Annotated in this window: 11 protein-coding genes; 8 read left to right on the top strand and 3 right to left on the bottom strand. The window is 53.3% G+C overall.

The annotated features are described in order from the left end of the window. From PsW74_RS27540 to PsW74_RS27510, 7 genes are all read left to right on the top strand, one after another. On the top strand, positions 1–712 hold a 712-nt coding region (locus PsW74_RS27540; protein ID WP_244277909.1), incomplete at its 5' end, for a sugar ABC transporter permease. A gap of 1 nt (position 713) precedes the next feature. Beyond that, complete coding sequence (locus tag PsW74_RS27535) at positions 714–1,562, top strand: carbohydrate ABC transporter permease (protein ID WP_063286916.1); 849 nt, start codon at positions 714–716, stop codon at positions 1,560–1,562. A gap of 128 nt (positions 1,563–1,690) precedes the next feature. Further along, positions 1,691–2,659: a 2-dehydro-3-deoxygalactonokinase gene (locus PsW74_RS27530; RefSeq protein WP_063286917.1), complete on the top strand. Its 969-nt coding sequence runs from the start codon at positions 1,691–1,693 to the stop codon at positions 2,657–2,659. Then, on the top strand, positions 2,646–3,284 hold the full coding sequence (locus PsW74_RS27525; protein ID WP_063286918.1) for a 2-dehydro-3-deoxy-6-phosphogalactonate aldolase: 639 nt from the start codon (positions 2,646–2,648) through the stop codon (positions 3,282–3,284). The genes PsW74_RS27530 and PsW74_RS27525 overlap by 14 nt, the downstream gene beginning before the upstream one ends. Further along, positions 3,281–4,153 carry an SMP-30/gluconolactonase/LRE family protein gene (locus PsW74_RS27520; protein WP_063286919.1) on the top strand — a complete coding sequence of 291 codons (873 nt, stop codon included), beginning with the start codon at positions 3,281–3,283 and terminating at the stop codon, positions 4,151–4,153. The genes PsW74_RS27525 and PsW74_RS27520 overlap by 4 nt, the downstream gene beginning before the upstream one ends. Positions 4,154–4,157: 4 nt before the next feature. Next, positions 4,158–6,158, top strand: a complete 2,001-nt coding sequence (locus PsW74_RS27515; protein WP_063286920.1) for a beta-galactosidase — start codon at positions 4,158–4,160, stop codon at positions 6,156–6,158. Further along, positions 6,155–7,948 (top strand): IlvD/Edd family dehydratase, encoded by a 1,794-nt coding sequence (locus PsW74_RS27510; RefSeq protein WP_063286921.1) that lies wholly within the window; start codon positions 6,155–6,157, stop codon positions 7,946–7,948. The genes PsW74_RS27515 and PsW74_RS27510 overlap by 4 nt, the downstream gene beginning before the upstream one ends. Positions 7,949–8,014: 66 nt before the next feature. Here the strand turns inward: PsW74_RS27510 and putA are convergent, their stop codons facing one another. Then, the gene (gene putA, locus PsW74_RS27505; RefSeq protein WP_063286922.1) at positions 8,015–11,653 is read right to left on the bottom strand and encodes a bifunctional proline dehydrogenase/L-glutamate gamma-semialdehyde dehydrogenase PutA; all 3,639 of its coding nucleotides are present in this window, start codon (positions 11,651–11,653) and stop codon (positions 8,015–8,017) included. A gap of 147 nt (positions 11,654–11,800) precedes the next feature. Between putA and PsW74_RS27500 the strand changes: the two genes are divergently transcribed. Next, a complete protein-coding gene (locus tag PsW74_RS27500; RefSeq protein WP_063286923.1) occupies positions 11,801–12,253 on the top strand; it encodes an Lrp/AsnC ligand binding domain-containing protein in 453 nt (150 codons plus the stop codon). Here PsW74_RS27500 and PsW74_RS27495 read toward each other — a convergent pair. Both PsW74_RS27495 and PsW74_RS29550 read right to left on the bottom strand, forming a co-directional pair. Next, the gene (locus tag PsW74_RS27495; protein ID WP_063286924.1) at positions 12,250–12,756 is read right to left on the bottom strand and encodes a GNAT family N-acetyltransferase; all 507 of its coding nucleotides are present in this window, start codon (positions 12,754–12,756) and stop codon (positions 12,250–12,252) included. The genes PsW74_RS27500 and PsW74_RS27495 overlap by 4 nt on opposite strands. Before the next feature lie 23 nt (positions 12,757–12,779). After that, the coding region (locus PsW74_RS29550; RefSeq protein WP_275506036.1) for a Na+/H+ antiporter NhaC family protein at positions 12,780–13,426 on the bottom strand (647 nt) is incomplete at its 5' end.

Genomic DNA, 13,426 nt, shown 5'->3' with positions numbered 1-13,426 from the left:
GCTTATAGATGACGAGGCGTTTTACACCGCGCTGTACAACAACGTGTTGTGGCTCGTGCTGTACATGCTGGCGGTGCCTGCCGGACTGCTGATTGCGATTTTCCTCAATCAGACTGTGACGGGCATCCGTATCTATAAGTCTCTGTTTTTCTTCCCGTTTGTCATCAGTCAGATTGTTGTCGGCCTCATCTTCTCGTGGTTTTATGCCCCCAACTTCGGTTTGTTCACCAAGCTGCTGGAGTTTATGGGCGTGGAAGGCATTGCCATCCTTGCTGATGAGCGCTTTGTCACCTATGGCATCATTGTTGCTGGCCTTTGGCCGCAGATCGCATATTGCATGATACTGTACCTGACGGGCCTCAACAACGTCTCGCCAGACCAGATTGAAGCGGCGCGGCTGGATGGGGCAAAAGGCTGGAAGATGCTCTGGTATGTCATCATTCCGCAGCTGCGCCCAGCCACCTTCATCGCAGTTGTCGTCACAATCATCGGCGCGCTACGCTCGTTTGATCTGGTCTCCATCATGACCAGCGGCGGCCCGTATGGGTCCAGTCGTGTGCTCTCCTATTACATGTACGAGCAAGCACTGTCTGAATATGGCTTCCGCATGGGTTACGGCGCCTCCATCGCTGTTGTGCTCTTCGCCATCATGATGGTGTTCATCACGCTCTTCATTGTGCGTATGCTCAAAGATGAGAGGGAGGGCTACTAAGATGTTTCCAACTCCCGTTGCAAATGCATCCGCACCAACCCGTGTCGCCTACAAGGTGGCCCTGCCAATCTCCTTAGTGGTCTGGCTCTTGCCGCTGATCGGCGTCATGGTCACCTCCATCCGCCCGGGCTCAGACCTTGCCATGGGCAACTACTTCGGCGTGCCATCCTCGTTTGAGCTGGGCAACTACCTGACCGTTTTCCAAAACACGCCCATGGGCCTGTTCATCATGAACTCGTTCAAGGTCACCATTCCTACCGTGATTGGTGCCATAGCTTTGTCATGCCTGACCGGATACGCGCTGGCGACCTACAAGTTTAAAACCAATCTCTGGCTGTTCTTCATGTTCGTGGCTGGCAACTTCGTACCCTTTCAGATCCTTATGGTGCCGGTTCGTGATCTCACGCTCAAGATGGGCCTTTACGACACGGTGACAGGTCTGGTGCTCTTTCACGTGGCCTTTCAGACGGGCTTTTGTACGCTCTTCATGCGCAACTTCATCAAGGCACTGCCGAGTGAACTGATCGAAGCCGCCCGTGTGGAAGGCGTCTCGGAACTGCGTATCTTCTGGTTCGTGGTGCTACCACTCATGCGGCCTGCCATCGCGGCTTTGTCGGTGCTCATCTTCACCTTCATCTGGAACGATTTCTTCTGGGCCACCGTTCTGGTGCAGGGCACACACGCCATGCCAGTCACAGGTGGCATCATTTCGCTCAATGGCCAATGGGTTGCTCAATGGCATCTGGTATCAGCCGGGTCCGTCGTTGCAGCCATGCCGCCGGTCATCATGTTCTTCCTCATGCAAAAGCACTTCATTGCAGGGCTAACGCTGGGGGCGACCAAGGGCTGACAGAATACCGGAAACAGGAATGTCCCAAGCAATCCTGCTTCTCAAAATCCATCAATGCCGAAGGCGCTTATGAAGTGCCTAAAGCTAATAATAAACATAAAAGGGAACAGGGGGCATAAGTGAACCATATGGCATCGCCAAATAACGACCTCCGTCAGATCACAAAGGCAAGCAGCTGGGTCGCCGTGGACTGGGGGACCTCCAGTCTTCGCGCATGGCTGATTGACGAAAACGGTGTAACGCAAAACAACGCAAAATCAACGCAAGGTGCGGGAACACTGCAACCTTCTGAATTTGAAGGTGTTTTGCTGGGTCTGATCGGAGACTGGTTACACAGCAACGCAAAACCAACGCAAGTGTTCATTTGCGGCATGGCTGGCAGCCGTCAGGGCTGGCAAGAGGCGGAATATGTGCCTGTGCCAACCAAGCTGACAGAACTGCACCAGCATCTGGTTGCACCCAAAACAAGTAATGCTCGCATCCAACCGTTCATAGTGCCCGGTCTCTGCCAAAAATCAGAGCAGCATCCGGATGTTATGCGCGGTGAAGAGACACTCCTGCTCGGTATTCTGGATGAGTTATCCGACAAGTCCGGCGTCTTCTGCCTGCCCGGCACCCACAGCAAATGGGTGGAGATGGAAGAGGGGACAGTGACGCGCACCTCTACCTTTCTGAGTGGTGAGTTATTCGCGCTGATCGCCAAACAATCCATCCTGCGTCATTCACTGGATACGCAGGCAGAGCTGGACAGGGATGTCTTCCTCTCCACGCTGGATCAGCTGAAAAATCAGGAAGCTACACTGCTCGGCAACCTGTTTGGTCTGCGCGCCGGACAACTGCTCAACAATACCAGCACACAGGCAGGCGCTTCCAAACTTTCCGCACTTGTTATCGGAACAGAGCTTCTCGACATGCTCGCAAAGTGCGGGGACAACCCACCCAAGCAAGTCCACCTCGTCGGTGGCAGCAAACTCGCTCAAAATTACGCGCTCGCCCTGCAACATCTCGGCTTAACGCCGATCGTGCATGATGCAGACAAAGCAGCGCTCAAAGGACTTTCCGCCGTCAGGCAAGGGGCACTCAATGACAACAGTTAAACAAACACCAGAGCGCAACCTCATGGCTATCCTCCGTGGAGTAAAGCCTGCTGAGATTTTGGATATTGTGGAAGTGCTTATAGAAGCAGGATTTTCACAGATCGAGGTGCCACTCAATTCGCCAGAGGCACTCAAGTCTATCACCATGGCGCAAGACAAGTTCGGCAAGTTATCTGCCATCGGCGCGGGGACAGTTCTCACCGCAGAGCAAGTCAAACAGGTTCGCGCAGCAGGCGGAACCTTCATTGTCTCTCCCAACTACGATGAAGACGTTATCCGCACCACCAAGGCTGAAGGCATGGCCTCTTATCCGGGAGTTCTCACCCCATCAGAATGCTTTGCCGCGCTGAAGGCAGGGGCCGATGCACTCAAGATCTTCCCGGCCTTTCAGGTGGGAGTAAAAGGCATTCAGGCAGTGCGTGCAGTTTTGCCAAAAGAGACCCTTGTGTATGCCGTTGGCGGTGTCGGCCCTGCGGAGTTTGCGCAATATGTGGAAGCTGGCTGTCAGGGCTTCGGCATGGCAAGCAACCTGTATAAGCCGGGGCACACTGCCGCGCAGGTTTCTGAAAACGCAAAAGAAATGGTTGCAGCATACGATGCGCTCAAACTCGGAGAGAGCGCATGAGCGAGCCCTATGTTTTCGCCAAAACAGAATGCAGTTTAGGGGAGGGCCCTCTTTGGAGCGCCCGCCATGACGCGCTGTTTTGGGTGGACATCAACAATCATTTGGTGCTGAAAAAGGGCATAACCGGTCCTATTGAAACATGGAAGTTCGATGAGCCGGTCTCCGCCTTTGCGCAGATCCCAAGCAGCGATGACTTCATGTTATCCTCTGCAACAGGTCTGTATCGCTGGTCTCCGGGAACGCACACCCGCAACCTTATCCTCCCTGTCGAGGACCAAAACCCCATCACCCGCTCCAACGACGCCCGCACCGATCGTACCGGTGGATTCTGGATTTCCTCCATGGGCCGCAAAGCAGAAAAAGGCGCAGGCAGTCTTTATCGTTTTTTCAAGGGGGAATTAGCGAAGGTTGCGGGCGACATCACAATCCCGAATTCCCTTTGTTTCTCGCCAGATGGGGACACTGCGTACTTTTCAGACACGGTGACATCTCAGATCATCAAATGGTCACTAAATGCGCAAACTGGCCTGCCAGAAGGGCCCGCGGAGATATTTGCTGATATCTCCGGGACAGGATTTGGCCCCGACGGTTCCGTGGTTGATGCTGAGGGATATCTCTGGAACGCTCAATGGGGCGGATACAGAGTCGTTCGCTATAAACCTGATGGAATGGTGGATCGCATTATTGAGATTGACGCAAGTCAGGCATCTTGTCCTGCGTTTGGTGGGGCCGACTACAAAACGCTGTTCATTACCACGGCTCGCGAAAACCTGAGTGAGGAGCAATTGGCGAAAGAGCCTCTCGCTGGATCGGTTTTTGCAGTCCCTATTGATACTCCAGGTCTGCCGGACCCCGAACTACAAATGTGATCTCATGAGCGATAAGAAACACTTAGGTATCTGTTACTACCCAGAACATTGGTCAGAGGACTTATGGCAGCAAGATGCCAAAGAAATGGCCGAGCTGGGCATTACCTATGTGCGCATCGCTGAGTTTGCCTGGTCGCGCATTGAGCCTGAACCTGGGCGTTTCTCATGGGATTGGCTGGACAGCGCAATTGAGACTCTCGCAAGTGCGGGGCTCCAGATCGTGATGTGCACCCCAACCGCCACCCCGCCGCGCTGGATGGTGGATAAACACCCGGACATGCTCGCCGTTGACGAGAACGGTCACCCCCGAAAATTCGGCAGCCGCCGCCACTACTGCTTCTCCCACGAAGGCTACCGCTGGGAATCCCGCCGGATCACAGAAATCCTCGCTGAGCGATACGGTAATCACCCCTCTGTCGCAGCTTGGCAAACCGATAATGAGTACGGCTGTCATGAGACTGTCCGCTCTTGGTCTGGCTCCGCCCACAAGGCCTTCCAACTCTGGCTGGCGCAAAAGTACGGCAATATCAAAGCCTTGAACGAGGCTTGGGGCAACGTGTTCTGGTCAATGGAATACAACAGCTTTGAGCAGGTCGATCTGCCAAACCTGACGGTGACAGAGAGTAACCCGTCTCATAGGCTTGATTTCAAACGGTTTTCATCAGATCAAGTCGCTGAGTTCAACGGAGAGCAAGTCGATATCCTGCGCAAGCTCTCTCCGGGCCGCGCAATCCTCCATAACTTCATGGGCAACACGTTTTCCTTCGACCACTACAAGGTCGGTGACCAGCTCGATATCTCCAGCTGGGATTGCTATCCCATTGGGTTCCATAGCCAATACCAGATGGAGAACCCGCTGGGCACACCTGATGGCTACTGGGAAGACTATTTCCAGCAAGGCGATCCCGATTATCAGGCCTTCCACCACGACCTTTACAGACAAGCGGGTCATGGCCGCCTCTGGATCATGGAGCTGCAACCCGGCCCCGTGAATTGGGCACCGTATAACCCGATCCCACTGAAAGGAATGGTGCGTCTGTGGAGCTGGGAAGCTTTCGCCCATGGTGCTGAAACCACAAGCTATTTCCGCTGGCGACAGGCCCCATTCGCACAGGAGCAAATGCATGCAGGGCTCAAGCAGACCGATAATAAGCCTGCGCAGGCGTATGTCGAAGCCGCTCAGGTTGCCCGCGAAATTGAGGAGCTGGGCGCGTTCACCCCGTCAGAAGCTCCTGTTGCACTCATTGTTGACTATGAAAGTCACTGGGCACACGAAACTCAGCAGCAGGGTCAAGACTTTAGCTACTTCCGTCTTGTCCTCTCCTACTACCGTGCGCTGAGACAAAAGGGCGTCGATGTAGAAGTCATCAGACCAGCCTCTCAGGACTTATCCCCCTACAAGCTGGTCATTGTCCCCGCCCTTTATGCAATGAGCGACGAACTCTCAGAAAACCTCAAAGCCTACATCGAGTTCGGCGGTGTCGTCCTCGGTGGTCCTCGTTTGGCTCAGAAAGACAAGAACTACCAGATCTCTCAAAAGACCCTTCATCTTCCTGAACCCTTTGAAGGCGTTGAGGTTCTGCGCATCAGCACCAGCCCGATAAAGTTCGCGACACCAGTCTCAGATCTGGCAGATCAGGAACGCGGCAAAGCCTACGTCTGGCAAGAAGAGGTCACCACCAGCTTACCAATCCTGTTCGAAGACGAGAGCGGCCAACCGATCTTCATGGGCGAAAACAATATCTACTACGTCTCCGCCTGGGCCGACCCAACACTCATGAGCGCCATTTTAGGCGAGGTCTTCAAGCCTGCAAAAATTGATAAGGTGGAATTGCCGAGCGGATTGAGAAGAAGCAAAACATCTGTCGGCACTTTCTACTATAACTATTCGAAAAATAAGATGAATTTGAAAGCGCTGCGTCTTGCTGATGCAGCGGAATTGGATGGATTGGAGCTGCCTCCAGCAGGGGTTGCTCTGGTTCGGGAAGGAACTGAAGAGCTATGACTGAAGCTCCAAAAACAAAACTCCGCTCACAAGAGTGGTTTGACTCGCCAGACGATCCGGGCATGACCGCACTGTATCTGGAGCGCTACCTGAATTACGGCATTACGCGTGAAGAGCTTCAGTCAGGCCGACCGATTATCGGTATTGCCCAGACGGGGTCCGATTTATCCCCGTGCAACCGCCATCATCTGGTGCTGGCAGAACGCGTGCGCGAAGGCATCCGCGAAATGGGCGGCATCTGCTTCGAGTTTCCTGTTCATCCTATTCAGGAAACCGGCAAACGCCCAACCGCAGCGCTTGATCGCAACCTTGCTTATCTCGGGCTTGTCGAAACGCTCTACGGTTATCCGCTCGATGGTGTTGTTTTGACCATCGGCTGTGACAAGACCACGCCAGCGCTGCTCATGGCCGCCGCAACCGTCAACATTCCCGCCATCTGCCTGACTGTTGGGCCTATGCTCAATGGCTATCACAAGGGGGAGCGTGTTGGTTCCGGTACGGTTATCTGGAAAGCCCGCAAGATGTTGGCGACCGGAGAGATCGACTACAAAGAGTTCATGGAAATGGCCGCAGACTCTGCGCCATCCGTCGGCTACTGCAACACCATGGGCACTGCCTCAACCATGAACTCGCTTGCAGAAGCTCTGGGCATGAGCCTGCCAGGTTGCGCCTCTATCCCCGCGCCATATCGCGAACGCGGTCAGATCTCATTTGAGACCGGCAAGCGCATCGTGCAGATGGTGCATGAAGATCAAAAGCCGTCAGATATTCTCACACGCGAAGCCTTTGAAAACGCAATTGCCGTGAACTCAGCTATTGGTGGCTCAACCAACGCCCCAATACATATCAACGCTATTGCACGACATATCGGCGTTGAGCTGCACAACGATGATTGGCAGAACCTAGGCCATAAAATCCCACTGCTTGCCAACGTTCAACCGGCTGGGGCTTACCTTTCAGAAGAGTTCCATCGTGCAGGCGGTATACCGGGCATCTTCTCAGAGCTGATGAAACACGACCACATCCATAAAGATGCTGTCACTGTTTCAGGAAAGACCACAGGTGAAATCTACGGCGAGAGCACAGTCGCCGACTACGATGTGATCTACCCCTATGATAAGCCGATGATGAAAGACGCCGGGTTCCTCAACCTCAAAGGCAATCTTTTCAAATCCGCAATCATGAAAACCTCTGTGATTTCAAAGGATTTCAGAGAGCGTTATCTGTCTAATCCAGATGATTTGGATGCTTTTGAGGGTAAAGTTGTGGTGTTTGATGGCCCTGAAGAGTACCACCACAACATCAACAATGAGGCTCTTGGCATTGACGCCAACACAATCCTCGTCATTCGCGGAACTGGCCCGATCGGTTACCCGGGTGGTGCTGAGGTTGTCAACATGCAGCCGCCGGATGAGCTCTTGAAGCAAGGCATTGATGCACTGCCATGTATCGGTGATGGGCGCCAGTCAGGCACCTCCGGCTCTCCCTCTATCCTCAACGCTTCCCCGGAAGCCGCCGTCATGGGTGGTCTCGCTTTGTTGCGTAACGGAGATATTGTTCGCCTTGATCTGAACAAGGGGGAAGCGAATGTGCTGATCTCTGAGGAGGAGCTGGCGAAGCGAAAGCAGGAACTGGCGGAAAGCGGTGGCTATGAATTCCCTGAGCATCAAACGCCGTGGCAGGAAATCCAGCGCGGTATCGTCGATCAGTTTGATGAAGGCATGGTGTTGAAACCAGCCGTTAAATACCAGCGCATCGCGCAAAAAGGCCTGCCGCGTCATAGTCATTGATAATGGTTCAAAACGAAAAAAAAGCCGCCTCAGTTTGAGGCGGCTTTTTTGTTGTTTAAGAACAGCTTAGTCTTCTGTCGCAGCCAGCAGGCTCGCGTTGCCACCAGACGCTGTTGTGTCAATGCAGAGGTGACGTTCCAGTTGATAGCGCTCAGGCTGGTTACGCTCCATAATCAGCTGCATCAAAGCACCTTCACGCTCAGCAAGCTCAGCTTTCATTTCTTTCAGCTCTTGCTCGCTGTGGTTCGCTGCAATGGCATCAACACCTTGAAGCTCTTTCAGAGCACCAACGGCCAGATTGCCTTCCAATGCGACGATTGGAGCGGAAAGAGTGCGCAGCTTCACAGCCAGCTTCTCAGCGTCTTGTCCAACAGCAATCACCCCGTTGCCAGCTGCCAGAGCGAGAACCACCTGATGCTTCAGGCTTTCTGTATCCGGGCCCAGGCAGAGTACGGTGCCACGTGGCGCAGCATAAAGGCGGTTGGATTCACCGGTTGGTCCAGGCATGTTGTGTGCGTGATCAGCCGCAACACGGTTCAGCAGACCTGTTTCCTTCTCAAACAGGGTTGCCAGCTCGGTGAAGCGACCGAAATTACCTTCCCAAGTGCTGGTGCGTAATGCCCCTCGCGCTTTAAAGATATCCTCGGCGGAGACGGTTTTGCTCAGCTCCACACTGGTCGCCGCTGATGTGTCTGCAAGACGGAAACGGGCCACATAGTGAGGACCACCTGCTTTCGGGCCAGTACCAGACAGACCTTCACCACCAAATGGCTGAGATCCAACAATCGCGCCAATCTGGTTTCGGTTCACATAAAGGTTGCCCACCTTCACGCGCTCCACAATGTGCTGAACACGGCTATCCACACGGGTATGCAGACCAAATGTCAGACCGAACTCTTTTGTATTGATCGCGTCAATCGTCTGGTCGATCTCTTCTGCTTTGAAGGTTGCAATGTGCAGAACAGGCCCAAAGATTTCTTCGTCAAGCTCTTCAATGCCGTCCAGCTTGATCAGTGTCGGAGCAATGAAGTGGCCTTTGGTTGGTGCCTTCATCTGTTTGATAACGCGACCTTTTTCAGCCCACTTCTCACAGTGTGCAGCAATCTTCTTCTGCGCAGCTGCATCAATCACCGGACCGACATCTGTCGATAGGGCTGATGGGTCACCCAGTTCCAACTCACTCATGGCACCCAGAAGCATCGCTTTGAAATCTTCAAAGATATCTTCCTGAACGTACAGCATACGTAGCGCAGAACAACGCTGACCCGCACTTTGGAAGCTGGAAGCAATAACATCGCGAACAGCCTGCTCAGGCAGAGCCGTGGAATCCACGATCATAGCGTTAAGGCCACCTGTTTCCGCGATCAGCGGTGCAGATGGAGCAAGCGCTTTTGCCATAGCACGGTTGATGTGCTGAGCAGTTCCGGTGGACCCGGTAAAGCAAACACCAGACACACGGCTGTCAGATGTCAACGCAGCACCAACTTCACCAGCACCTGGCAGCAATTGCAGAGTCTCGACAGGAATGCCAGCCTTGTGCATCAGGCCAACAGCAAACGTTGCGATCAGTGGTGTCTGTGGCGCAGGCTTGGCAAGCACTGGGTTGCCAGCTGCCAGAGCTGCAAAAATCTGACCTGAGAAAATCGCAAGCGGGAAGTTCCAGGGAGAGATACAGGTGATTGGACCACGAAGGCCGCCTTTACCATCACGCTCATCAAGACGGATCGCTTCGTTCGCGTAGTAGCGTGCAAAGTCAACCGCTTCACGCAGTTCGTTGATGGCATCCATGTAGGTCTTGCCAGCTTCACGGGTGAGCAGAGCAAAGATTTCAGGAGCATTCTCTTCAAACAGGTCTGCCGCTTTGCGAAGGATGACAGCACGGTCTTCAGCACTTTTGTCTGCCCACTCAGCGCAGCCGTTATGTGCGGTAGTCAAAGCCGCTTCAATCTGCTCAGGCGTCGCGGTTGCCACATTACCAACAACATCCCGCAGATCCGCAGGGTTTTTCACGCTCACCGCTTCAGCGTTCTTGACGGAAGCTGCAATAACAGGATGGCCGTTCCACTTGGTTGCTGAGAAGGATTTCAGGTTCTCAACATACTCAGCTTCCTGGCGTGTATCACTCAGGTCCCAGCCCTTTGCGTTTTTACGTCCCGCACCGTAAAGCGCTGGTGGGAGAGGGATCTTGGAGTTGGCAACATGCTCGCCATACTTCTCGATATGCGCCAGCGGATCCTGTGCAATCGCCTCTGGAGTCACGTTTTCATCGCGGATCTGGTGAACGAAGGAACTGTTCGCGCCATTTTCCAGCAGGCGGCGAACCAAATAAGCCAGCAGATCTTTGTGTGCACCAACCGGAGCGTAGATGCGGCAGTTGGAGCCGTGTTTCTTCATGGTGCGCTCGTGAAGCGCTTCGCCCATGCCATGCAGGCGCTGAAACTCGTAGGAGCTTAGCGGAAGATTTTTTCCCAGTTCCAGAATGGTTGCAACACTGTGCGCATTATGAGTTGCGAACTGCGGATAGATGCGATCCGTCATTCCCAGCAGTTTTTCAGCACAAGCGGTATAGGAGATGTCAGTGGATACCTTACGGGTGAAGACCGGATAGCCATCAATACCAAGGGTCTGCGCACGCTTGATCTCGCTGTCCCAGTAAGCACCTTTCACCAGACGCACCATGATCTTGCGATCATACTTCTCAGCAACCGCATAGAGCCAGTCGATCACGTGAGTTGCACGTGGTCCAAACGCCTGTACAACAATACCGAAACCGTCCCAGCCCTCAGTTGCAGGATCCGCCAGCAACGCTTCAATCACATCAAGGGAAATGTCGAGGCGATCCGCTTCTTCTGCATCAATGTTGAAGCCCATATTGGAGGACTTCGCCAGCATGATAAGGGAGAGGGTGCGAGGAACCAGCTCTTTCATCACACGTTCGCGCTTGGCAAACTCATAGCGTGGGTGCAGAGCAGAAAGCTTGACTGAAATGCCTGGGTTTTCGCGAATGCTTGCTTTCGTGCAATTGCTGGAAAGCGCGGTAATCGCTTTGGAGTAGGACAGATGATAGCGCTTTGCATCAGCTTCGGTCCGGGCAGCTTCGCCAAGCATGTCGTAGGAGTAGGTGAAGCCGTTGCCTTCTTCAGCGCGTGCATTACGCATGGCTTCGCGGATGGTACGGCCAAGAACGAACTGGCGACCCAATTCTTTCATCGCTTGCGCAACAGCAGTACGAACCACAGGCTCACCAAGGCGCTTCACAACACCGCGAATGGTGCCAACGAGCCCCTGATCATCTTGCGCCAGAACCTTACCAGTCAGCAGCAGCGCCCATGTGGACGCGTTGATCAGTGTGGAAGAAGACTGACCCAGGTGCTCTCCCCAGGCACTTGGAGTAATCTTATCCGCAATCAACGCATCAATTGTCTGGGCATCAGGCACGCGAAGCAAAGCTTCCGCAAGGCACATCAGCGCAATGCCTTCCTGAGTTGAGAGGCCGTATTCGCCGAGAAAACTCTCCATGATTGTTGGAGAGGTGTTCGCCCGCAAATCTGAGATCAAATCTGCCGCCTTGTCAGATGCCCGCTTACGCGCAGCCTCATCCATTTGCAGGGATGAAATGAGCTCCTGAACCACCTGATTTTCGTCAGGAAGGTAGTTATCTCTGATTTTGTTGCGGATGATCTCCGGCGTAGCCTCTGATCCCATGCCGTGCTCCCTACTGTTAAATACCTATTGTTGAGCTGACATTAGCAAAATACCCATAGGGATGTTTCCTGTATTTTTTGATGGTAAAGACTATTCGACTTTGATATTCAGTCGAAATGGTCGTTATGAATAATAAAATGGCATATCATGGAGAAATTGGACGATTTTGATCGTAAGATTGTAGAAGAACTGCAAAAATACGGGCGCATCACTGTCACTGACCTTGCGAAAAAGGTAGGCCTTTCTAAAACGCCTTGCCAAATTCGCATGAAGAAACTGGAGGATGCGGGATACATTCTTGGCTATCGGGCAGAAGTCGATCACACCAAGTTAGGTGCTGGTCATATCGCGTTTGTACAGGTCAAACTTAACGACACGCGCTCACGCTCACTGGAAGCTTTCAACGCAGCTGCGCGGGAAATCCCGGAGATCGAAGAATGCCACATGATTGCAAGCGGATTTGATTATCTGCTGAAAGTGCGAACCAAGGATATCGGAAGTTATCGCCGCGTACTGGGAGAAAAACTCTCTGAAATGCCTTATGTAGCGCAGACATCTACATTCGTTTGTATGGAGCAGGTCAAAGACAGGCCGTTCTAGTCGACACCACGCTGCATGTAGTGTGCATTCGCTCCATATGCTCTGAGTTTATCCTTGAGCAGTTGTTCGTGCACTGTTCGAAAGCCACGTGCCCGCCAGAACTCATTGGCGGTGCCCAGAGCAACCAGCGCAAACGTGTTGATGTACAGACTACGCGCCACCTGACTCAGTTGCTCAAGAACATCTCGGGCTGCGCCAATGCCTTGTGACTCCGGCAGCAGGGCTATGTCGTGAATATAATAGACTTCGGCCTTGAAGGGCAGGGAGCCCAGTAAGCTGGAAAGCGGCGGGATACTACGATTTTCCCATGGATGAGAGATGATGTAGCCGAGGATGGCGTCTCTATCGTTTTGTCGCAGCACCTGACAGCCATGAGGAAACAGTCGCACACGTTCCCGAATACAGTCGATATCCTCCGGCAAATGCGGATAGGTCTGCTGCATGATCTGGTCGATCTCGTGCAGGTCGTCTTCTTGCATCTGGTGCCAGCTAAAATTCTCCATGGCGGTGCTGCATTTCTCACTAATCAGGCTTCTTGCTCATCATCCGGCAGCACAATACGCTCAGGCTTGTGATCTGTCATCGTCAACATTCTCCATCCCATCACGGCAAACAGAATTGTCAGGAGGGGGCTGACAATGTTGAAGAAGGCAAATCCAGCAAAAGCCAGCGTTGGAACACCAAGTGTAGCCGCCATATAAGCGCCACAGCTGTTCCATGGAATGAGAGCGGAGGTCACTGTTGCGCTATCCCCAACCGCACGGGACAGAACCTCAGGTCGCAATCGGCGTTGACGGAAAGACTTGCGGTACATCCTGCCCGGAATAACAATCGCAATGTACTGGTCTGCCGCCAAAATGTTAGTCGCGATTGCGGTTGAAACCAGCGACAACACCAGCGCACCAGTGGTTTTAGCTGCGTGCAGGATCGGGCCGATAATCCGGTCCAGAATACCGGCTTTCTCAACTACCCCACCAAACGCCAAAGCTGTCATGATCAACCAAATGGTCGTCAGCATATTGCCCATGCCACCACGGCTCAGCAGTGCATCAATAGAAGGGTCTCCTGTCACGCTCACATAACCGTTAGACATGGCGATCCAGACGCCTTTGATCACCTCCAGTGTGTAGGGCAGCGCCGGAGAGGCAGCAAGGCCAACCACTTTGTCTGGGT

The sequence above is a fragment of the Pseudovibrio sp. W74 genome (genome assembly GCF_001623085.1).
Taxonomy (GTDB): Bacteria; Pseudomonadota; Alphaproteobacteria; order Rhizobiales; family Stappiaceae; genus Pseudovibrio.
Note: the sequence above shows the minus strand (reverse complement) of the source record. Positions and strands in the feature narration are given on the sequence as shown.

Coding starts and splice junctions, on each gene's coding strand:
- PsW74_RS27515 (WP_063286920.1), top strand. CDS start 4,158: ATGAGCGATAAGAAACACTTAGGTATCTGTTACTACCCAGAACATTGG.
- PsW74_RS27500 (WP_063286923.1), top strand. CDS start 11,801: ATGGAGAAATTGGACGATTTTGATCGTAAGATTGTAGAAGAACTGCAA.
- PsW74_RS27535 (WP_063286916.1), top strand. CDS start 714: ATGTTTCCAACTCCCGTTGCAAATGCATCCGCACCAACCCGTGTCGCC.
- PsW74_RS27530 (WP_063286917.1), top strand. CDS start 1,691: ATGGCATCGCCAAATAACGACCTCCGTCAGATCACAAAGGCAAGCAGC.
- PsW74_RS27520 (WP_063286919.1), top strand. CDS start 3,281: ATGAGCGAGCCCTATGTTTTCGCCAAAACAGAATGCAGTTTAGGGGAG.
- PsW74_RS27495 (WP_063286924.1), bottom strand. CDS start 12,756: ATGGAGAATTTTAGCTGGCACCAGATGCAAGAAGACGACCTGCACGAG.
- PsW74_RS27525 (WP_063286918.1), top strand. CDS start 2,646: ATGACAACAGTTAAACAAACACCAGAGCGCAACCTCATGGCTATCCTC.
- putA (WP_063286922.1), bottom strand. CDS start 11,653: ATGGGATCAGAGGCTACGCCGGAGATCATCCGCAACAAAATCAGAGAT.
- PsW74_RS27510 (WP_063286921.1), top strand. CDS start 6,155: ATGACTGAAGCTCCAAAAACAAAACTCCGCTCACAAGAGTGGTTTGAC.